The 20,176-nt window shown below is 57.8% G+C and carries 17 protein-coding genes and 2 tRNA genes; 5 read left to right on the top strand and 14 right to left on the bottom strand.

The window, feature by feature from the left end; genetic code table 11:
- Positions 1 to 23: 23 nt before the first annotated feature.
- The 5 genes from BW686_RS21170 to BW686_RS21150 form a co-directional block, all read right to left on the bottom strand.
- Positions 24 to 395, bottom strand: coding sequence for a hypothetical protein (locus BW686_RS21170; protein WP_179149344.1), 372 nt, complete (start codon positions 393 to 395; stop codon positions 24 to 26).
- Positions 392 to 733 (bottom strand): helix-turn-helix domain-containing protein, encoded by a 342-nt coding sequence (locus BW686_RS21165; RefSeq protein ID WP_084919438.1) that lies wholly within the window; start codon positions 731 to 733, stop codon positions 392 to 394. The genes BW686_RS21170 and BW686_RS21165 overlap by 4 nt, the downstream gene beginning before the upstream one ends.
- 99 nt (positions 734 to 832) lie before the next feature.
- Positions 833 to 1,282 carry a YkvA family protein gene (locus BW686_RS21160; RefSeq protein ID WP_005892166.1) on the bottom strand — a complete coding sequence of 150 codons (450 nt, stop codon included), beginning with the start codon at positions 1,280 to 1,282 and terminating at the stop codon, positions 833 to 835.
- Positions 1,283 to 1,647: 365 nt separating this feature from the next.
- Positions 1,648 to 2,412, bottom strand: a complete 765-nt coding sequence (locus tag BW686_RS21155; RefSeq protein ID WP_084919437.1) for an FKBP-type peptidyl-prolyl cis-trans isomerase — start codon at positions 2,410 to 2,412, stop codon at positions 1,648 to 1,650.
- Positions 2,413 to 2,618: 206 nt separating this feature from the next.
- Positions 2,619 to 4,034: a DUF4329 domain-containing protein gene (locus BW686_RS21150; protein ID WP_084919436.1), complete on the bottom strand. Its 1,416-nt coding sequence runs from the start codon at positions 4,032 to 4,034 to the stop codon at positions 2,619 to 2,621.
- Positions 4,035 to 4,283: 249 nt separating this feature from the next.
- Between BW686_RS21150 and BW686_RS21145 the strand changes: the two genes are divergently transcribed.
- Positions 4,284 to 4,799, top strand: coding sequence for a hypothetical protein (locus BW686_RS21145; RefSeq protein ID WP_084919435.1), 516 nt, complete (start codon positions 4,284 to 4,286; stop codon positions 4,797 to 4,799).
- Positions 4,800 to 4,823: 24 nt separating this feature from the next.
- Here BW686_RS21145 and BW686_RS21140 read toward each other — a convergent pair whose 3' ends face one another.
- The 6 genes from BW686_RS21140 to BW686_RS21110 all read right to left on the bottom strand — a co-directional run bounded on the left by BW686_RS21140 (position 4,824) and on the right by BW686_RS21110 (position 8,635).
- Positions 4,824 to 5,213: a VOC family protein gene (locus BW686_RS21140; RefSeq protein ID WP_084919434.1), complete on the bottom strand. Its 390-nt coding sequence runs from the start codon at positions 5,211 to 5,213 to the stop codon at positions 4,824 to 4,826.
- 55 nt (positions 5,214 to 5,268) lie between these two features.
- Positions 5,269 to 6,459: a CaiB/BaiF CoA transferase family protein gene (locus tag BW686_RS21135; RefSeq protein WP_084919433.1), complete on the bottom strand. Its 1,191-nt coding sequence runs from the start codon at positions 6,457 to 6,459 to the stop codon at positions 5,269 to 5,271.
- A gap of 428 nt (positions 6,460 to 6,887) precedes the next feature.
- Positions 6,888 to 7,349 carry a lipid II-degrading bacteriocin gene (locus tag BW686_RS21125; RefSeq protein WP_143514210.1) on the bottom strand — a complete coding sequence of 154 codons (462 nt, stop codon included), beginning with the start codon at positions 7,347 to 7,349 and terminating at the stop codon, positions 6,888 to 6,890.
- Between the two features lie 357 nt (positions 7,350 to 7,706).
- Positions 7,707 to 8,102 carry a hypothetical protein gene (locus BW686_RS21120; RefSeq protein WP_084919430.1) on the bottom strand — a complete coding sequence of 132 codons (396 nt, stop codon included), beginning with the start codon at positions 8,100 to 8,102 and terminating at the stop codon, positions 7,707 to 7,709.
- A 359-nt stretch (positions 8,103 to 8,461) separates the two neighbouring features.
- Positions 8,462 to 8,538 (bottom strand) — tRNA-Asp (locus BW686_RS21115).
- A 21-nt stretch (positions 8,539 to 8,559) separates the two neighbouring features.
- Positions 8,560 to 8,635, bottom strand: a tRNA-Val gene (locus BW686_RS21110).
- A 171-nt stretch (positions 8,636 to 8,806) separates the two neighbouring features.
- Between BW686_RS21110 and rdgC the strand changes: the two genes are divergently transcribed.
- Positions 8,807 to 9,727, top strand: a complete 921-nt coding sequence (gene rdgC, locus BW686_RS21105; RefSeq protein ID WP_084919429.1) for a recombination-associated protein RdgC — start codon at positions 8,807 to 8,809, stop codon at positions 9,725 to 9,727.
- A gap of 105 nt (positions 9,728 to 9,832) precedes the next feature.
- Positions 9,833 to 10,783: a bile acid:sodium symporter family protein gene (locus tag BW686_RS21100; protein ID WP_084919428.1), complete on the top strand. Its 951-nt coding sequence runs from the start codon at positions 9,833 to 9,835 to the stop codon at positions 10,781 to 10,783.
- Positions 10,784 to 11,184: 401 nt separating this feature from the next.
- Here BW686_RS21100 and BW686_RS21090 read toward each other — a convergent pair whose 3' ends face one another.
- The gene (locus tag BW686_RS21090) at positions 11,185 to 13,059 is read right to left on the bottom strand and encodes an MFS transporter (RefSeq protein WP_084919427.1); all 1,875 of its coding nucleotides are present in this window, start codon (positions 13,057 to 13,059) and stop codon (positions 11,185 to 11,187) included.
- Positions 13,060 to 13,302: 243 nt separating this feature from the next.
- Between BW686_RS21090 and BW686_RS21085 the strand changes: the two genes are divergently transcribed.
- Positions 13,303 to 16,776 carry a hybrid sensor histidine kinase/response regulator gene (locus tag BW686_RS21085; RefSeq protein ID WP_084919426.1) on the top strand — a complete coding sequence of 1,158 codons (3,474 nt, stop codon included), beginning with the start codon at positions 13,303 to 13,305 and terminating at the stop codon, positions 16,774 to 16,776.
- 54 nt (positions 16,777 to 16,830) lie between these two features.
- Here the strand turns inward: BW686_RS21085 and BW686_RS21080 are convergent, their stop codons facing one another.
- On the bottom strand, positions 16,831 to 17,769 hold the full coding sequence (locus BW686_RS21080; RefSeq protein WP_084919425.1) for an aspartyl/asparaginyl beta-hydroxylase domain-containing protein: 939 nt from the start codon (positions 17,767 to 17,769) through the stop codon (positions 16,831 to 16,833).
- 174 nt (positions 17,770 to 17,943) lie between these two features.
- Positions 17,944 to 18,918, bottom strand: coding sequence for a cysteine synthase A (gene cysK, locus BW686_RS21075; protein WP_084919424.1), 975 nt, complete (start codon positions 18,916 to 18,918; stop codon positions 17,944 to 17,946).
- Between the two features lie 127 nt (positions 18,919 to 19,045).
- On the opposite strand from cysK, the gene BW686_RS21070 reads away from it, so the two are divergent.
- Entirely contained in the window at positions 19,046 to 20,116 is a 1,071-nt protein-coding gene (locus BW686_RS21070) for a DUF748 domain-containing protein (protein WP_084919423.1), read from the top strand.
- Positions 20,117 to 20,176 lie beyond the last annotated feature (60 nt).

Raw genomic sequence — 20,176 nt, 5'->3', positions numbered from 1 at the left:
AGATCAGGTTGACTTGAAGCCGCCTACTGCTCTTCCACTTCCGGGTAGCGGTGTTCGAACACCCGCACCACTTCCGATGCGTGCCAGGACGCCGCCGCGACACCGTCTGAGGGGCCGGAAAAGCGTCCCAGGCGTTCGGCGCATTCAAAAAAGCCGGGACGCGGCAGACGGCTTGCTCCCTGGCTGATCACCAGCGAACTGCGCAGAGGCTGTTCGGCTCGGGCGTCCATTGCAGCCAGGTGTTCAAGGGCCGCAGTCAGGGTCTGCATGGCAGGGCTGGGCAGTTGCAAGCGTTCCAGCAATGCGCGATAGGTCAGCAGATGACGCTGGCGGCGTGCGTGATCGAGCTCACTTAACAGCCCGTCCCAGTGCTGACGGCTGATGCGCACGCTCATGACTCACCTTTCCAGCCGGGCACCCCGAGTTCCCAGGCAAGGCTGCGCTTGATAGCGGCATCCGGCTCACGGACACCCTTTTCGATCAAATCCAGATAAGACGGGCTGATACCGACGGAACGCGCCAGGCTGGCGCCTTCAAGACCTTTGGCCTCGCGCAATGCACCCAACTGGTCAAAACCGGGGAGTTCACTTGAGTCTGTCTCGACGCGAGACGCGGCCGCCAGCGGATCCGCTTTGCTGATCAGGCCTGCCGCCTTGAGAAGCGCTTGGTACTGAGCCCACGGAAGCACCGCGTACTCCGGCTCGCCATCACGAGATATCACTTGAAGGTCCATAGACTCCCCTTGTACGACAAGACTGCATACTGAACAGACTGACTCAGATGCTGACATCTTAACAGTGGAACACTATGTCCTGTGTTCAATCCATGAGACTCACACCTTGCGCTCTTTCTCCAGAAGCGCCTGAGTCTTGGGCAGTTGCTCGACGACGATCAGTTTTTCAGGAGACTGCTGCGCTCGCCAGGCACGAAATGCATCCAGCTCATCGCTCAAATGCTTCGTGACCCAGGCCAGCACGGCGATGTCATCCAGCATACCGAGGCCCGGAATCCAGTCAGGTATCGCGTCCAGAGGGCTGAGGAAGTACATCAAGCCTGCGACGATGGACAGAATCGCCTTGGGGCTGATGCTGCGGTATTCACCACGCCAGTAGGCCAGACACAACGCCTGAAGCAGACGCAGGTCTTCCTTGAGCTTGCCCAGGCGGTTACCTTCGCTGTTGCCCTTGCGCGCCACGGCAAACAACAACCCCGGCAGCCGCCCGGCGGCCAGCAGGCGGCGAGCGCCGGGCAGATAACGGATCAGATTCCACGGTGCTTTCATACCCACTCCCGTTCAGCAAAATATGTCTGGGCAGACCACGGCTCATATGAATCTGCCTGCCTGGTGCCAAGGTTATCCACAATTATTGTGGATAACCTTGTGAACAGCCGCTTTTTTCACGCCTGAACCCCCCGTTAGCGGGGGGCCACGGTTAAATCGGGCGTTTTTTACTCACAAAAAATTCGCAAAGCCTGTTGCCTGACCTCCCGGCTGGATCGACTTTTTTGATCCTGTCGGACTGTCTAACACTGTTCGCGCCTATAACCATGATAGTGGGACTGCCCGGAAGGCCAAGCGTTCGGGAAATAAGCCAGACAAAAAAACGCCCTGTCGAGACAGGGCGTTTTTCGTAGCCAGGTGTTGCGTTACTTCTTGGCCGGAGCCGAAGCCGCTGGAGCTGATTCTTCTTCATCAGCATCAGGCGCCTGTGCAGCCGCCGGATCCTTGATGCCGAGCAATTCCAGATCGAAAACCAGTACCGAGTTGGCCGGGATTGCCGGGCTCGGGCTCTGGGCACCGTAAGCCAGATCACTCGGGATGAAGAGTTTGACCTTCTCGCCGACGTGCATCAGTTGCAGGCCTTCAACCCAACCCGGGATCACGCCGCCCACTGGCAGGTCAATCGGGCTGCCGCGATCAACAGAGCTGTCGAAGACCTTGCCGTCAATCAGCTTGCCTTCGTAGTGAACAGTCACAACATCAGTCGGTTTTGGCTGTGGGCCATCGCCTTTCTTGATGATCTGATACTGAAGACCGGAGGCCGTGGTCACCACGCCATCCTTCTTGCCGTTTTCTTCGAGGAACTTCTTGCCGGCTGCCGACGCTTCTTCGCTCATCTTGGCCAGACGCTCTTCAGAACGCTTCTGCAGTGCAGAGAAGGCTTCAACCAGCTCTTCGTCTTTGAGCTTCTGGTCTTTCTTGCCGACAGCGTCTTCGATACCCAGAGCCACAGCCTTGGAGTCCAGATCGTCCATACCTTCCTGAGCCAGGCTTTTGCCCATGTTCAGACCGATGCCATAGGACGCTTTTTGTGCTGGGGTTTTCAGCTCTACGGTGCTGGCCTGCTTATCACAACCTGCGAGTACCAGACCGACCAGGGCAATCGCCGCTGCCAACCGATGCTGTTTCATGCTAATTCCTTGTTCATGCGCCAAAAGGGCAAACGAGTAAAGCCGCGAGCTTATCAGGCCGCCGCGATCAATGGCTACCGGCATGAGAGGGAGAAAAAGCCGATAAGTTCAGGTATCCAAAGGTTTTCCCGGATCGACACTGCATTGTTCAGTTGCAGTTCAGTTTTGGAATCATCGGTGTAACGCGCCATTTTGATGCGAACGCTTCAAGGCACCGGAGTGATCGTCCCGGCATCGGGCCAGCTTTCACTTGTCTGCAGCACGCGAAGCTGACCGGCCCGCGCAACAAGACGAATGAATTCGTTTGCGCTGATCGTGCCGGCAACGCGTTGCGCCTGGATCGACTCGGCCCCTGAATACACCCGCGATACGCTTCGCAATAGCTGGTTTTCCTGAGCGGAGCGGCTGGGGGTGTAACAGAGCAATGCGCCATCAGCCGACGAGAAATAAACCGCCGACATCTCAAACCCGTAGCGAATCGGCAAACCCTTGGGTGGCTGTGCAGGCTTGTGTCGATAACTGAACATACGATGCAGGTCGTCAGGATCGAAAAACGGGCGCGGCGTCTCATGCCCGCCTTCGCCGGGCAGATTGGCAGGCGAAAAATACATCCCGTCGATTCGGTAACCGCTCGGCAAAGGGGGTCGGTAATAGGCATCCGGATGAAAAAGCGAACACGGCGCATAGGCCGGATAGCCGTCCTCCAGAATCGGCTCGTCGATCCGGTAGGTCCGTGTGGCTGGGTTGAACAGCACACCCCCTATGATCGGAGAGTGAACGCGCGCGCCCAGCCGACCGTGGGCGTAACGGGCGGCCGCGTCGGCACTGGCAAAGTCGGGGCTGAGGCTCAGCGCTTTGGGTGGCCATATAGCCTCGCAAACAGCGATGGGCCGGGGCGCCGCAACGTCAGGAGCGGCCTGATCAGGGTACGGTCGCCAATCGCCAGACACTTTACCGACCTTGCCCCAAAGGCGACTGGGCACCACGACTTCCAGATTGCCGGCGACCGCCAGTAGACGAACCACATCACTGGGCATGAGCGTGAGGTTCTGCAACGCCCTGTGAACCTGGCTGAGTGTGCTGACGTGGGGCATGCTGACCGGGCCTGCCACACGCTCGAACAGTTTTGCCTCGGCGGCAGAATGAGACAGGGTGTATTTGATCAGCGAACCGTCAGGCCCTGAGAGGTAAGTCGCCGGGCACACTTCCTGATCAGCGATCACCGCATAAATGTCGCCCGCCGAAAAACTGTTCGGGTAGGTGACCTTTTCACTTTCCGGCCATTCGTGCAGCCCGGCCTGGAGTGAGGGGTGAGAATGGTAGATTGCATAGTCGTCATGCCCCTCAGGATAGAGCACGTAGCCTTCCTGCTCATTGCGCGGGAACACTTCGTTGGGGTCAAAGCTGAACTGACTGCCGTTCATGGGCTCGGTGGCGACGTACTTGCCGTCCTCACGAACCAGAATGAAGCCGCCGTATTCACGATCACGTCGGTTGCCTATCCGCTCATGTACGTAACGCGCCGCCTCGTCAGGGTGATCGAACGGTGCGCTGAGGGCTGGCATGCCGGGATAAGAACGATGATCGACAGAACGTTTGCTGCGTATTTTTCTAAGGTGCATCCGAAGGCTCCTTGAAAGCCTGACTGATTGAGTCATGAGCTTAAGGAAGCCGGAGGCATCAGGTGACATAGAGGGATATGACACGACCGAAAGTTGCAGGAAGGCGCATCGACATGAAATTAAAGATAATTTTTAACCGATCCTGAATGTGATTCGATTCCCGGAACGGGCGAGTCTGCCCATCCCCTGTGTCGAGTATCGCGACAGACGATCAGGGCTCACGCTGTGTGTCGCGTTCAGGAACGCTCTATGCCATCAACCCATCGTTTTCGCCGCGAGCGCTCGACGGTCCACCGACTCGCGGGTTACGCAGCGATTGCTGCGGCTGTCATGTTGCCAGTCAGCGCTGCCTACGCCGCCAAACCGCCCATCGTGGTGACAGAGGGCATCAAGGCATTCAGGCTGTGTACGGGGCCTGACAATCTGTCGCACGTCATTGAAGGCTCTATTGATCAGAAGGCGATAACCGACGTCAGCGCCCTGCACTTCAAGGAAACCCCGGCGCACTCGAAGTACGACTGGCATGCCGCGCCTGAAGAGCAATACGTGATCACCCTTTCAGGCACACTCGAATTTTCCACCACCGGTGGCGAGAATTTCGTGCTGCACCCGGGGGAAGTACTGCTCGCACAGGACACTACCGGCCCCGGCCACCGCTGGAAGCTGATAGACGACCAGCCGTGGCGACGTGCCTACGTCATCACCAAGCCAGGCGACAAAAGCGCATTCGTGCCGAAGGCAGGAGCGCCCGCGAAAGGCTGCTGATGCGCTGACCGGGCATGACACCGATCAGACGCCGGAATGGACCTGTTCGGAAATTTCAATCAGGTTCAGGTCAGGGTCACGCACATAGACCGAGCGAATCGGCCCGGTCGCCCCCGTACGCTCAACCGGCCCTTCGACAATCGGCCACCCCTGCTCGTCCAGGTGCTCGATCACCTGCTCGAGCGGAATGCTGGCGATGAAACACAGGTCCAACGCGCCCGGTACAGGCAGATGGGCCTTGGGCTCGAATTCTTTGCCGCGCTCATGCACGTTGATTTTCTGGTTGCCGAAGCGGAATGCCAGACGGCCCTGACGAAAACGTTCAGGGGTCATGCCCATCACGCGTACGTAAAAATCCTTGCAGGCATCAACGTCGGTGGTGGTCAGTACCAGATGGTCCAGATGATCAATCACGGGATCAGCTCCGTTTCGAAGAGAGTTCTGTTTACGTCAGTGGCTAAGTTCTGGATCAGATAATGCCCAGTCGACGCCATTCTGCGCGAGTGGCAGCGTCGATTCCATGCGCTTCCAGCACCGAATCGGTGTGCTGACCCAGCGTCGGTGCCGGTGTCCGAACCTGTCCCGGCGTGTCCAGCAGCTTGGGCACAATGCCGGGCACGGTAACCGGGGTGCCATCCTCCAGCGCGCTTTGCAGCAACATTTCACGCGCCTGGTAATGCGGGTCGCTGGCGATGTCCGCAGCGTCGTAGATCTTCCCCGCCGGGATACGCGCCTCGGTGAGCGCCGCCAGCACGTCATCCAGCGAGCGCTCGGCGGTCCAGGTCGAGATGGCCGCATCAATGCGCGCCACGTGCCTGACCCGACCATCGTTGTGCTCGAGTTCAGGATCGCTGGCCAGGTCCATGCGACCGATTTTCTCCATCAACCGACGGTAGATACTGTCACCATTACCTGCAATCAACGCGTACTTGCCGTCATTGCAGCGGTAAGCATTGGTCGGCGCGATGCCCGGCAGGCTGCTGCCAGCCGGCTCACGGACCGTATTGAACACCGAATATTCGGGAATCAGGCTTTCCATCATGTTGAACACCGATTCATACAGCGCCACGTCAATCTGCTGACCGCTTCCGCCATTCTGCTCGCGATGACGCAGGGCCAGCAGAATGCCGATAACGCCATGCAACGCCGAGAGCGAATCACCGATCGACACCCCGACACGCACTGGCGTACGCCCGACCTCACCCGACAAATGACGCAAACCGCCCATTGCCTCGCCGATCACGCCAAAACCCGGCCGGTCACGATAAGGGCCGGTCTGCCCGTAGCCGGAAACCCGGAGCATGATCAGCTTCGGGTTGAGCGCATGCAGTGTTTCCCAGCTCAACCCCCAGCCCTCAAGCGTGCCGGGGCGGAAGTTCTCGACCAGTACATCGGCGTCACGGATGAGTCGGCGGGCCATCTCCTGCGCCTCGGGTTGACGCAGATCGAGCGTCACCGACTGCTTGTTGCGCGACTGCACCGCCCACCACACCGAGGTGCCGTTGTGCAGTAAACGCCATTTGCGCAACGGATCACCGGTCAGCGGCGGCTCGACCTTGATGACCTCGGCACCGAACTCGGCCAGGATCTTCGCCGCAAAAGGCCCGGCGATGAGCTGCCCCAGCTCTACTACTTTGATGCCTTGCAGAGGTAGGTTCATGACACGTCCGTTCTTGTGAGGGAATGGAGGAATGATCTGCGCAAATTGAGAAGATGGAAAGCCGGAGGTTTGGCCCCCTACAAAAGGGTCAGTTCAGAGACGATCCCTATCAAAACGCCAATATTACGGGCGACCACTTAGTTCCAGCTTGCCATCACAGCTCAGCATTGTCAGATAACGCTCCCCGTTTAGGTCAAACGGGACCATCCACCAGTTCGTATGCTCGTCATATCGGGGAGCTCCGGCATAAGTAAATCTGTTTACGTCTGCCGAGCGATCATGAGCACTCAAATACCGGTTGATCGACTCGGAAAAAAACGCCTCGCCTCTATCCGGGCAGGGCTCCAGATCGGATTCGCTACAACCACCCAACAGGACAAAAACAAAAAAGATACACAATGGCATTAATTTGCCACCCGATACGAACATTACTTTCTCCCGGAGAAAACAACCGGCTGGGTGCCGATAATATTGATGGTGTAGTCAACGTGCCCAAAGGTATTCCCCAAATCATGCAAAAACGTAGTCAACGTCTCTTGCCAGTATGAGCGATTACTCTTATCAGCATCATAGATATCTTTATTGAGCGTATAGTGCCCGGTAAACGTGTACGTATTATCCGCATGAATGACTAAATCCCCAATAATATTACCATTCACACGCCCAAACACACCAGCGACCGGCAAATTGATCGGCGCTTTACTGAACGTATTGTAGCTAAACGGAGAGTTGATAGCGTAACGGCCCGGAACTGTCATAGGGTTGTCGGCGCTTGATAGGCCACCGCCAGGTGAATGGGCATAAATTACGGCACTCGGTAACGCTATAGGCATTCTTTCTCCAATAATTAAAACGGGTACTTTGATGCACCCTGATGTTCCGGTGTTCATGGCGCCAACGCTCACTGGCGTTTTCTGAGAGACTCGAAAGCCTTCTATGCAAGACTAAAACTCGACAGAAATCACAAAACAAAGTGACCACCCAGCTCTGCTCTTTTTTTCTAAGATTATTAAAAATCCCGCAGCGAGAACATATGACTTGTACACCGCACAGCTTGCCAACACGAACAAGCAAACGCTGATACACACTACAACGAAAATCGTTTAGCCTTCAAACACACTCACAACTTAAGATTAAACGATTTAGTTATTTCTTGAAACCGCTGGAACATCTACAACTACCAGCCCATGTATTTCTGTCCGCTGTGCCATAGGGTGGAAGCCTCGCATAAAGCGAGGCTCACTCAATCAATTGCTGCACGCCAACTGAAAACTCATCGAAGAATCACCCGAAGCACCGCGTTTGCCAACCATGAGCCCCAACACATTGACCCCTTCTGCTGTAGCGGCCCCGCCCAACTTAGCGTGGCCGTAGAACAGACGCTCATGATCGCTGGTATCAATGGACGATACGGAGCAGAAACCAGGAGACTTTTTAAACTGACCTTCCTTGAAGAGAATCTTATAAGTTGCAAAGTAATCTTTCTGAGTACTATAACTTACAGACTTGATCCACGGGGACGACTGAGCAATGACATTGCCGTACGGGTCGATAGTCGCGGTGTGCAGCGCAGGATTGGCCAAAGCGCTGACAGACAGGGTCAATGCGGTGATACCCGCCAACAAGGTTAAACGATTTTTCATATACATTCCTTCACCCAATACAGCATCATGTCGCCAGTATTTGGCAACTTTTTGAGTTTGTGGAATTTGATTTAGCAGCCCAATGGCCTGATGTATCAAACTAACCAACTCAGCTAATACCAGCAAAGAGAAAATATCAAGAGCTAAACAGGCTATATCAACGAACAACTGTGCAACTTCAATAAATAAGGAAATAACTTACATCAAGAAAGAAAGAGCCTTACATGATTGAGGGGTAAAGCGTGAGGTCATGCAAATCGAGGGCGAGCAGAGATTTTCTGGACGACAGAAAGCAGAAAGCCCGCACAAGGCGGGCTTTCTGTTTGCTTCAAGGAGTTCAAGGGCCTTGAAGCTGAATATGGCGCAGCGGACGGGACTCGAACCCGCGACCCCCGGCGTGACAGGCCGGTATTCTAACCGACTGAACTACCGCTGCGCCTAACACTACAAGTGAGTTTGGTGGGTGATGACGGGATCGAACCGCCGACCCGCTGCTTGTAAGGCAGCTGCTCTCCCAGCTGAGCTAATCACCCTTCACTCTCGGTGTGGCGCGCATTCTACGGAGCGATCTGTGCTCTGGCAAGCGATTTTTTAAATAATTTTTATAATCCTTCCAAAGGCTTACAAACGCACGGTGCAGGGTTGGCCGCAGCGGCTGAGGAGCGAATAATGCCCGCCTTTGTATAGAAAGAGAGATTCGCCTCATGTGGTTCAAAAACCTGCTTGTCTATCGCCTGACCCAGGACGTGCCTTTTGATGCCGAAGCGCTGGAGACAGCACTGGCGACCAAACCGGCTCGTGCCTGTGCCAGCCAGGAGTTGACCACCTATGGTTTCGTCGCTCCTTTCGGCAAGGGCGAAGACGCTCCATTGGTACACATCAGCCAGGACTTCATGCTGATCGCCGCACGCAAGGAAGAACGCATTCTGCCGGGCAGCGTCGTACGCGACGCGCTCAAGGAAAAGGTCGACGAGATCGAAGCCGAGCAGATGCGCAAGGTCTACAAAAAGGAACGCGATCAACTCAAGGATGAAATCATCCAGGCCTTCCTGCCTCGCGCCTTTATCCGCCGCTCCGCCACCTTTGCCGCCATTGCGCCGAAACAGGGCCTGATTCTGGTCAACGCATCCAGCCCGAAACGCGCGGAAGACTTGCTGTCGACCCTGCGTGAAGTGATCGGCTCACTGCCGGTGCGCCCGCTGACGGTCAAGGTTTCGCCAAGCGCAACCATGACCGACTGGGTCAAGACCCAGAAAGCGGCCGACAACTTCTTCGTGCTGGACGAATGCGAACTGCGCGACACTCACGAAGATGGCGGCATCGTGCGTTGCAAGCGTCAGGACCTGACCAGCGACGAAATCCAGTTGCACCTGAACACCGGCAAAGTCGTCACCCAGCTGTCGCTGGCCTGGCAGGACAAGCTGTCGTTCGTGCTGGACGACAAGCTGGTGGTCAAGCGTCTGAAGTTCGAAGACCTGCTGCAGGATCAGGCCGAACAGGACGGTGGTGACGAGGCACTGGGCCAGCTCGATGCCAGCTTCACCCTGATGATGCTGACCTTCGGCGAGTTTCTGCCGGAGCTGTTCGAGGCACTGGGCGGCGAAGAAATCCCGCAAGGGATCTGATACCCGCTCGCGGCTGCTTCAAACACTGATGCCTGAAACACCGCGCCGTCTTGTCAGACGGCGCATTTATTTCACACCGCTTATTCAAACAGGAAGGAACGGGCCATGCGTGCGTTGGCAGCCTTGAGTCGGTTTGTCGGTAATACCTTTGCTTACTGGGTGCTGCTGTTCGCCATCCTGGCGTTTTTGTTCCCGCAGGCCTTTATCGGTCTGAAAAGCTGGATCGTGCCACTGCTGGGGCTGGTCATGTTCGGCATGGGCCTGACGCTGAAGCTGGAAGACTTCTCTGAGGTTGCGCGCAACCCTTGGCGCGTGGCGTTAGGTGTGGTCGCGCATTTTGTGATCATGCCCGGCATGGCGTGGTTGCTGTGCCAGGTGTTTCAGCTTCCGCCAGAGATCGCGGTCGGTGTGATTCTGGTCGGTTGCTGCCCGAGCGGCACGTCATCCAATGTCATGGCCTGGCTGGCCAAGGGCGATCTGGCACTGGCCGTGGCGATTGCCGCAGTCACCACCCTGCTCGCCCCGCTGCTGACCCCGACCTTGATCTGGCTGCTGGCGTCTGCCTGGCTGCCGGTGTCCTTTCTGGATATGTTCTGGTCGATCCTGCAACTGGTCATGCTGCCGATCGTGCTCGGCGTGGTTGCACAGCGCGTGCTGGGGGCGCGGGTCCGCTACGCCGTGGACGTGTTGCCGCTGGTTTCGGTGGTGAGCATCGTGATGATCGTTTGCGCGGTTGTCGCGGCCAGTCAGGCGAAAATCGCCGAGTCGGGCCTGTTGATCATGGCGGTGGTGATCCTGCACAACTCGTTCGGTTTTCTGCTGGGTTATTTCACCGGCAAGGTCTTCAAGCTGCCATTGCCGCAACGCAAGTCGCTGGCACTGGAAGTGGGTATGCAGAACTCCGGGCTGGGTGCCGCGCTGGCCAGTGCTCACTTTTCGCCGCTGGCGGCGGTGCCCAGTGCGCTGTTCAGTGTCTGGCACAATATTTCCGGGGCATTGCTGTCGACGTATTTCAGGAAGATGCCGGAGGAGGAAGAACGCAAGTTTGATCGCTGATGCACGTGCAGTACTTCTTGGGCGGCATGCTCACGCAGGACGTGACGCTCTGCGTCACACAGCGGTTCTGTGATGTCAGTTGGATATGTTTACGGCTCAAGGCACCTTTTCGCCCCTCGGCGACCTACTTTGATGGGGCCAAAGTAGGCAAAGCCCCTGGCTCCGTTTCCGGCCCGACTTCGTCGGGTTCCTTCGCCCTGCCACTGATCCGGGGGTCGCCGCAACGGGCCATCCTTGGCCCGGTGCGGCTAACTCGGCATCCTTGCCGAGTTACCCCCGGATCAGCGTCAGGGCTCAGCCGTCACTGACGTCGCACTCTGCGTCGTCAGTGCCGTCGTGTTCGAAGAGCGCTCTATGGCAGTGGTTGAAGACCAGGCATGACATTGTGCCGCGCGGCCCTCTTATTGCACCGCCCCTCTCAGTGCCTTCACCTCTTCACGGACGTCCACGGGTGTTGCCACATCAGGAGGAATCGGCGAGCCGGCGATCAGTACCACGCGGGACCACAGGCGGCGGAACAGGGTTTTGCCGGGATCACGGCTGAAGAAGCTGCCCCACAATCCTTGCAGCGCCATCGGGATCACCGGTACCGGGGTTTCCTGGATGATACGGCTCATGCCACTTTTGAAGCCGTTGATTTCGCCATCGGTGGTCAGCTTGCCTTCCGGGAAGATGCACACCAGTTCGCCCTCGGCAAGGTATTGAGCGATGCGCTTGAACGATTGCTCGTAGATGGCCATGTCTTCGTTGCGCCCGGCAATCGGGATGGTTCCAGCGGTGCGGAAGATGAAGTTCAGCACCGGCAGCTGGTAGATCTTGTAATACATGACAAACCGGATCGGTCGGCGCACCGCACCGGCAATCAGCAGCGCATCGACAAACGACACATGATTGCAGACCAGCAAGGCCGCGCCTTCATCGGGAATCCGGTTAAGGTTCCGGTGTTCGACGCGGTACATGGAATGGCCGAGCAGCCAGATCATGAAGCGCATGGTGAACTCGGGGACGATCTTGAAGATGTAGATGTTGACGGCAATGTTCATCAGCGACACCGCGAGGAACAGTTGCGGAATCGACAGCTTGGCGAAACTCAGCAACAGGATGGAAACAATCGCCGAGATCACCATGAACAGCGCGTTGAGAATGTTGTTGGCCGCGATGACTCGTGAGCGCTCCTTGACCGGGGTTCGGGACTGGATCAGTGCGTACAGCGGCACGATGTAAAAGCCGCCGAACACGCCGATGCCCAGAATGTCGAACAGCACCAGCCAGCCTTGCCCGTAGGAAAGCACCGCCAGCCAGTCGTTGGCCTGTACATTTTGCGGAAAACCGCCCGAGTGCCACCACAACAACAAACCGAAAATCGTCAGGCCCATCGAGCCGAACGGCACCAGACCGATCTCGACCTTGTGCCCGGACAATCGCTCGCAGAGCAGTGAACCCAGCGCGATGCCGATGGAAAACACCGTCAGGATCAGTGTGACGACCGTTTCGTCCCCGTACATCCACTCTTTGGCGTAGGCCGGGATCTGCGTCAGGTAGATCGCGCCGACAAACCAGAACCATGAGTTGCCGACAATCGAACGCGAGACCGCAGGCGTCTGCTTAAGGCCCATCCGCAGGGTCGCCCAGGACTGGGTGAAGATGTTCCAGTTGAGCTTCATTTCCGGCGAGGCCGCGGTGGCACTCGGGATACCGAAGCTGGCAAGGAAGCCAAGACACGCCACCAGCACGATCGCAGCCGATACGATCCAGCCGTAATGCGAGGAAGACATCATCACCCCGGCGCTGATCGTGCCGGCCAGAATCGCCAGAAAGGTTCCCATCTCGACCAGTGCGTTACCGCCCACCAATTCGCTCTCGCGCAGGTGCTGCGGCAGAATCGAATACTTGACCGGCCCGAACAGCGCAGAGTGCGTGCCCATTGCAAACAGCGCCGCCAGCATCAGCTCCAGGTGGTCGAACAGAAAACCTGCAGCGCCGACCGCCATGATGACGATCTCTCCGAACTTGATGATCCGGATCAGCTTGTCCTTGGGGTATTTCTCGCCGAACTGCCCGGCCAGCGCCGAAAACAGAAAGAACGGCAGAATAAACAGCAAAGCGCACAAATTGACGTAGATCGAACGATCCCCGTCGATGCTCAGCTTATAAAGGATGGCGAGAATCAATGACTGCTTGAAGATATTGTCATTGAACGCCCCGAGGGACTGCGTGATGAAAAATGGCAGGAAACGGCGTTTCCCGAGCAAGCTGAATTGTGACTGTTGGCTCATCGTCCGTGGTCCTGAGAGGCTGGGGAAAACTGGCGCAATGGCCGATCCCAGGCACATTGAAGACGTAAGTCCATCGAATGTCGATAGGGCATTTCTTTTTACAAACCGTCAGGGGCTTATTCTTCATCTCTTGGGTCTTTGCAAACAGGCTGCGACAGCCTGCCACGCTCGACCTTGGTCGACACAGACGAAGTGCGGCCATCGTGCGAGACTGCGCGCTATTGATACGGTGTGGAATTCGATATGTCGCTGTCCAGCGGGCTGATTGCGGCCGTTGCCTTGTCCTATATGGCCATCATGTTTGCCATCGCTTTCTATGGCGACCGGTACAGCGCCTCGCTGCGCCCGACCATGCGCGCCTGGGTGTACAGCCTGTCGCTGGCGGTCTACTGCACCAGCTGGACGTTTTTCGGTGCGGTGGGTCAGGCCGCCGAGCAGTTATGGTCGTTCCTGCCGATTTACCTGGGGCCGATTGTGCTGATGGTGCTGGCGCCCTGGGTGCTGCAGAAGATGGTACTGATCAGCAAGCAGGAAAACATCACGTCCATTGCCGACTTTATCGCGGCGCGCTATGGCAAATCCCAGTCACTGGCGGTGATGGTGGCGCTGATCTGCCTGATCGGCATGCTGCCGTACATTGCGCTGCAACTGAAAGGCATCGTGCTGGGCGTGAATATCCTGATCGGCGCGGTGGCGGACTCGACCGGCACTCGTGCTCAGGACACGGCACTGGTGGTCTCGCTGATTCTGGCGCTGTTCACTATCGTCTTCGGCGCGCGCAATCTGGATGTCACCGAACACCACCGCGGCATGGTGCTGGCGATTGCTTTTGAAGCGCTGGTCAAGCTGTTCGCGTTCATGGCCGTGGGCGTGTTCGTGACGTTCGGCCTGTATGACGGCTTCGATGACCTGTTCAATCAGGCCAAGCTGGCTCCGCGCCTTGAGGAATACTGGCAGGACACGATCAACTGGCCGTCGATGTTCGTGCAGACCGGCGTGGCGATGATGGCGATTGTCTGCCTGCCACGGCAGTTTCACGTGACCGTGGTGGAAAACATCGAGCCTCAGGACCTCAACCTCGCCAAATGGGTGTTCCCGGCGTATCTGGCGCTGGCCGCTCTGTTTGTGGTGCCGATTGCGCTGGCCGGGCAGATGCTGCTGCCGGCCTCCATGCTGCCCGACTCGTTCGTGATCAGCCTGCCATTGGCGCATGCTCATCCCTCGCTCGCGCTGCTGGCCTTCATCGGTGGCGCGTCGGCAGCGACCGGTATGGTCATCGTCGCCTGCGTGGCGCTGTCGACCATGATTTCCAACGACATGCTGTTGCCCTGGCTGCTGCGACGCAAAAACACCGAGCGACCGTTCGAAGCGTTTCGCCACTGGATGCTGTCGGTGCGACGCATCAGCATCGTGATGATTCTGCTGCTGGCCTATGTCAGCTATCGGATGCTGGGGTCGACGGCCAGCCTGGCGACCATCGGCCAGATCGCGTTCGCCGCGATCACCCAGTTGGCGCCAGCCATGTTCGGCGCGTTGTACTGGAAGCAGGCCAACCGTCGTGGCGTCTTCGCGGGTCTGGCAGCGGGCATCTTCATCTGGTTCTACACCCTGGTGCTGCCCGTTGCAGCACACGGCATGGGCTGGCCACTGAGCAATTTTCCGCTGCTGGACTGGCTGCACAGCAACCCGCTGGACCTGCCCATCTCGCCCATGACGCAAGGCGTTGTGCTGTCGATGGCAGGCAATTGCACGCTGTTCGCCTGGGTGTCGATGTTGTCCCGCACGCGGGTGGCCGAGCACTGGCAAGCAGGCCGCTTCATCGGCCAGGAAACACAGGGACGTGACTACAGCCGCCCGCTGCTGGCGGTTCAGATCGAAGACCTGCTCAGTCTGTCAGCGCGTTTTGTCGGTGAGGACCGGGCACGTCAGAGCTTCATCCGCTTTGCCCACCGGCAAGGCAAAAGCTTCAACCCCAGTCAGAACGCCGACGGCGAATGGATCGCACACACCGAACGACTGCTGGCCGGCGTGCTGGGCACCTCTTCGACCCGCGCCGTGGTCAAGGCGGCTATCGAAGGCCGCGAGATGCAGCTGGAAGACGTGGTCCGCATCGCTGACGAAGCCTCCGAGGTGTTGCAGTTCAACCGGGCGCTGCTGCAAGGCGCCATCGAGAACATCACCCAGGGCATCAGTGTGGTTGATCAGTCCTTGAGGCTGGTGGCCTGGAATCGTCGCTACCTGGAACTGTTCAATTACCCGGAAGGCCTGATCGGTGTCGGCAGGCCGATTGCCGACATCATTCGCTACAACGCCGAACGCGGGCTGTGCGGGCCAGGCGAGGCCGAAGTCCACGTCGCGAGACGCCTGCACTGGATGCGCCAGGGCCGCGCTCACACCTCGGAGCGACTGTTTCCCAATGGCCAGGTGATCGAGCTGATCGGCAACCCGATGCCGGGCGGCGGCTTTGTCATGAGTTTCACTGACATTACCGCGTTCCGTGCGGCGGAGCAGGCGCTCAAAGGCGTCAATGAGAGCCTTGAACAGCGCGTGGCCGCCCGCACCCACGAGCTGTCGCAACTCAATCAGGCGCTGACCGACGCCAAGGGCACTGCCGAAGCCGCCAACGAATCAAAAACCCGCTTCCTCGCCGCCGTCAGCCATGACCTGATGCAGCCGCTGAATGCTGCGCGACTGTTTTCCGCAGCGCTGTCCCATCAACAGGACGGTCTCTCCAAAGACGCCCAGCAACTGGTCCAGCACCTGGACAGTTCGCTGCGTTCTGCCGAGGACCTGATCAGCGATCTGCTGGACATTTCCCGCCTTGAAAACGGCAAGATCACCCCGGATCGCCAGCCGTTTCCGCTCAATGCGCTATTCGACACCCTGGGCGCCGAGTTCAAGGCGCTGGCTCAAGAGCAGGGTTTGAAGTTCCGCGTCAGAGGCAGCTCGCTGCGCGTCGACAGTGATATCAAGCTGCTGCGTCGAGTGCTGCAGAACTTCCTGACCAATGCGTTTCGCTACGCCAAAGGCCCGATTCTGCTGGGTGTCAGGCGTTACGGGGACAGCCTGAGTCTTGAAGTCTGGGACCGCGGGCCAGGCATTCCCGAAGACAAGCGCAGCGTGATATTCGAAGAATTCAAGCGCCTCGACAGCCACAAGACCCACGCAGCCAAGGGATTGGGGTTGGGGCTGGCGATTGCGGACGGCTTGTGTCGCATTCTTGAACACCCATTGCAGGTGCGCTCATGGACCGGCAAAGGCAGTGTGTTCAGCGTCCGGGTACACTTGGCTGCCCCTCAAGCCCCCATGCCTGCCACTCAGGCAGAAATCGCCCGGCCTGCGCTGAACGGTACGCAAGTGTTGTGCGTCGACAACGAAGACAGCATCCTGATCGGCATGAACAGCCTGCTGTCGCGCTGGGGCTGCCAGGTCTGGACAGCGCGTAATCGCCAGGAGTGCGAGGTGCTGTTGAATAACGGCATACGGCCACAGATTGCGCTGGTGGATTACCATCTGGATGAGGGTGAAACCGGCACTGAACTGATGGCCTGGTTACGAACCCGTCTGGGGCAGCCAGTGCCGGGCGTACTCATCAGCGCCGACGGGCGACCGGAGCTGATCGCTCAGGTGCATGCCGCCGGGCTCGATTATCTGCCCAAGCCGGTGAAGCCTGCGGCACTGCGAGCGTTGCTGAGTCGGCATGTGAATCTGGACTAGAAAAGGAATAACGGTTGTTTGCAGTGATCGCAAACAACCGGATAAAGCAGCGGATTAGCCAAACAGCCAATAACCCAGCAACGTCAGCACGACAACCGCCAGCACCGGCCGCAGGACGCGATACGCCTTGGGATTCGCGCGCTTGAACTGCTTGACCTTGCCACTGAAGCTGTCGCTGAAACGCTTGCTGAACGCATACGCCTGGTTGATCCCTCCGACACGCTCATCGTCCAGGTTCTGAGGTGCTGTCGCACGTCCCAGAAACGCACTGACGCTGCGATTGATGCGGGTCATGAAACGGTTGGTCAGCGGGCGTTCGATGTCACAGAACAGAATCACCCGGGTCTGGGTGGTTTCATTCTTGACCCAGTGTACGTAGGTCTCATCGAACATGACGTCCTGCCCGTCACGCCAGGCGTACTCCTTGCCATCGACAAAGATCCGGCAGGCATCGGAATTGGGCGTGGACAAGCCAAGGTGATAACGCAGCGAGCCGGCAAACGGGTCGCGGTGCGGGTTCAGGTGACTGTCACCCGGCAACAGCGCAAACATCGCGCCTTTGACGTTGGGAATGCTGTTGACCAGTGCAACGGTCTTCGGGCACAGCGCTTCGGCAGACGGCAGTGCCTTGTCGTACCATTTCAGGTAGAAACGCTTCCAGCCCTTCTTGAAGAATGAACCGAAACCGGCGTCGTTGTTCTTCTCGGCCGCGCGGATGTAACCCTCGTCAAACAAGTGCATGGCTTCGTCGCGAATGGTTTCCCAGTTGTCCTTGAGGATGTCCAGTTCCGGAAACTTGCTGCGGTCCAGATACGGCTCGGACGGTACGCGGGAAAACAGGTACATCAATGCGTTATAAGGCGCAAACAACGCCGAATGATTGACGAACTGCCGTAACAGCGGCAGCCGGGCGCGCCCACGCAGGTGAACATACAGCGTGCTGCCGAGGAACAGCATCAGGATCGATGCCTTGGCAACAAATGAAAAGGTCATGAAGCTCTCCTTGAAGCGGGCGAATAGCGCCGAACGTCACGCAGGCAGCAGTGATGCATGATATTGAATGAAGGACCGCAGACGCCGGGGAGGCAGAAATATCCCGGCGTCTGGCAAGCTGGCCATCATAAACCCTTGCGTTGCCCGCATGAAGTGTACACATGCGAAGATGTGTTACTGCGACAGCTCCTGATCGGTGAACAGGTCGCTGAACAACATGCTCGACAAGTAACGCTCGCCGGAGTCCGGCAGGATCACGACAAGGGTCTTGCCCTGCATTTCCGGCTTTTCCGCCAGACGGACGGCCGCTGCCATCGCCGCGCCGCAAGAGATGCCACAGAGAATCCCCTCCTCTTGCATCAGGCGCCGGGCCATGGCCTTGGACTCTTCGTCAGTCACGCGCTCAACCCGGTCCACGATCGACAGGTCGAGGTTTTTCGGAATGAAGCCGGCACCAATCCCCTGAATCTTGTGTGGGCTGGGCGTGATCTCTTCACCCGCCATTGCCTGGGTAATGATCGGTGAACTGTCCGGCTCGACCGCAACCGAAAGGATCGGCTTGCCCGCCGTGTGTTTGATGTACCGGGAAATACCGGTGATGGTGCCACCGGTGCCGACACCGGCCACCAGCACATCGATTGTCCCGTCAGTGTCGGCCCATATTTCGGGACCGGTGGTCTTCTCATGGATAGCCGGATTGGCCGGGTTCTCGAACTGCGCAGGCATGAAATAGGTTTCCGGGTCGCTGGCCAGCAGCTCTTCGGCTTTGGCGATGGCACCTTTCATCCCTTTCGCGGGTTCGGTCAGCACCAGTTCAGCGCCGAGCGCCTTAAGCACCTTGCGACGCTCTATACTCATGGAGGCCGGCATGGCGAGCATCAGCTTGTAGCCACGGGCGGCGGCAACGAACGCCAGACCGATCCCTGTGTTGCCGGAAGTGGGCTCGACAATGGTCATGCCGGGCTTGAGCCTGCCGCTGCTTTCGGCGTCCCAGATCATGTTGGCACCGATACGGCATTTGACGGAATAGCCTGGATTACGCCCTTCTATCTTGGCCAGAATCGTGACACCGCGTGGCGCAAGACGGTTGATCTGCACCAGTGGCGTATTGCCGATGGAATGGGCGTTATCTGCGTAGATACGACTCATGATGGTGTCCTTGTACACATCGGTTAAAGACCCAAAGCCTATGCCGCCAACCTTTGGGCGTCCAGTCCGACCGAACGGATGACGGCGCACGCAGTCAATCCTTTCATTGAAACAGGAGACGCATGTCATGAAACGTCGCTACAGCTGGCCGCTATGGACGCTGGCCGCTCTGGTCGTCTTGCTGATCGCAATCAATATCGCCCTGCCGTATCTGGTACGCGACTATCTCAACGACAAGCTCGCCGACATGGGTGACTATCGAGGCCAGATCACCGATGTGGATCTGGCGCTGTGGCGCGGTGCCTATCGCATCAAAGGGCTGAAAATCGTCAAGACCGACGGCAAGGTGCCGGTACCTTTCGTCGATGCACCGATGATCGAACTGGCGGTCAGTTGGAATTCACTCTGGAACGACCACGCGGTGGTGGCAGAAGCATTGTTCACTGATCCGCAAATCAACTTTGTTGACGGTGGCAACAACAAGCAGGCGTCCCAGACCGGTCAGGGCACCGACTGGCGAACTCAATTGAACAAACTGTTGCCGATCACCCTCAACGAGGTGCGGATCAACAACGGACGCATCACCTTCAACAACTTCAATTCAACACCAAAAGTCACCATCGATGCAGACCAGGTCAATGCCAGCTTCTATAACCTGACCAACGTGGTGGATGTAGAAGGCAACCGCGATGCCGAGTTCAAGGGCAAGGCGCGCCTGCTGGGGCATGCCAATCTGGAAAGCACGGCCAGATTCGACCCGTTCAGCAACTTTGAAGATTTCGACTTCCGCCTGCGAGCCACGGGCATCCAGCTCAAGAAGCTCAACGACTTTTCATCGGCCTATGGCAAGTTCGACTTCAACGCCGGCGATGGCGATCTCGTGATCGAGGCGCAGGCCAACAAAGGCCAGCTAAGCGGCTATATCAAACCGTTGCTGCGCAATGTCGATGTCTTCAACTGGCATCAGGATGTCGAAAACAAGGACAAAGGCATTTTCCGCTCGGTCTGGGAAGCCTTGGTGGGCACCAGTGAAACCGTGCTGAAAAACCAGCGCGAGAACCAGTTCGCCACCCGTGTCGACCTCAGTGGCAGCGTTCATCAGCAGGACATCAGCGGCTTTCAGGCTTTTTTGCAGATTCTGCGCAATGCGTTCGTGCAGGCCTTCAACGCGCGGTATGAGAGCAGCAAGGGGTCTTAGTTTTTCAGGCAAGCTCACAAAACAACGTTACCGTTTTGACCCGGTCACGGCGTGACGCCC

Source organism: Pseudomonas syringae (assembly GCF_002157375.1).
Taxonomy (GTDB): domain Bacteria; phylum Pseudomonadota; class Gammaproteobacteria; order Pseudomonadales; family Pseudomonadaceae; genus Aquipseudomonas; species Aquipseudomonas syringae_T.
This window is presented reverse-complemented; position numbering and strand designations above follow the sequence as displayed.

Coding starts and splice junctions, on each gene's coding strand:
- rdgC (WP_084919429.1), top strand. CDS start 8,807: ATGTGGTTCAAAAACCTGCTTGTCTATCGCCTGACCCAGGACGTGCCT.
- cysK (WP_084919424.1), bottom strand. CDS start 18,918: ATGAGTCGTATCTACGCAGATAACGCCCATTCCATCGGCAATACGCCA.
- BW686_RS21120 (WP_084919430.1), bottom strand. CDS start 8,102: ATGAAAAATCGTTTAACCTTGTTGGCGGGTATCACCGCATTGACCCTG.
- BW686_RS21150 (WP_084919436.1), bottom strand. CDS start 4,034: ATGCACCTTAGAAAAATACGCAGCAAACGTTCTGTCGATCATCGTTCT.
- BW686_RS21080 (WP_084919425.1), bottom strand. CDS start 17,769: ATGACCTTTTCATTTGTTGCCAAGGCATCGATCCTGATGCTGTTCCTC.
- BW686_RS21135 (WP_084919433.1), bottom strand. CDS start 6,459: ATGAACCTACCTCTGCAAGGCATCAAAGTAGTAGAGCTGGGGCAGCTC.
- BW686_RS21145 (WP_084919435.1), top strand. CDS start 4,284: ATGCCATCAACCCATCGTTTTCGCCGCGAGCGCTCGACGGTCCACCGA.
- BW686_RS21100 (WP_084919428.1), top strand. CDS start 9,833: ATGCGTGCGTTGGCAGCCTTGAGTCGGTTTGTCGGTAATACCTTTGCT.
- BW686_RS21070 (WP_084919423.1), top strand. CDS start 19,046: ATGAAACGTCGCTACAGCTGGCCGCTATGGACGCTGGCCGCTCTGGTC.
- BW686_RS21090 (WP_084919427.1), bottom strand. CDS start 13,059: ATGAGCCAACAGTCACAATTCAGCTTGCTCGGGAAACGCCGTTTCCTG.
- BW686_RS21085 (WP_084919426.1), top strand. CDS start 13,303: ATGTCGCTGTCCAGCGGGCTGATTGCGGCCGTTGCCTTGTCCTATATG.
- BW686_RS21165 (WP_084919438.1), bottom strand. CDS start 733: ATGGACCTTCAAGTGATATCTCGTGATGGCGAGCCGGAGTACGCGGTG.
- BW686_RS21160 (WP_005892166.1), bottom strand. CDS start 1,282: ATGAAAGCACCGTGGAATCTGATCCGTTATCTGCCCGGCGCTCGCCGC.
- BW686_RS21155 (WP_084919437.1), bottom strand. CDS start 2,412: ATGAAACAGCATCGGTTGGCAGCGGCGATTGCCCTGGTCGGTCTGGTA.
- BW686_RS21125 (WP_143514210.1), bottom strand. CDS start 7,349: ATGAACACCGGAACATCAGGGTGCATCAAAGTACCCGTTTTAATTATT.
- BW686_RS21170 (WP_179149344.1), bottom strand. CDS start 395: ATGAGCGTGCGCATCAGCCGTCAGCACTGGGACGGGCTGTTAAGTGAG.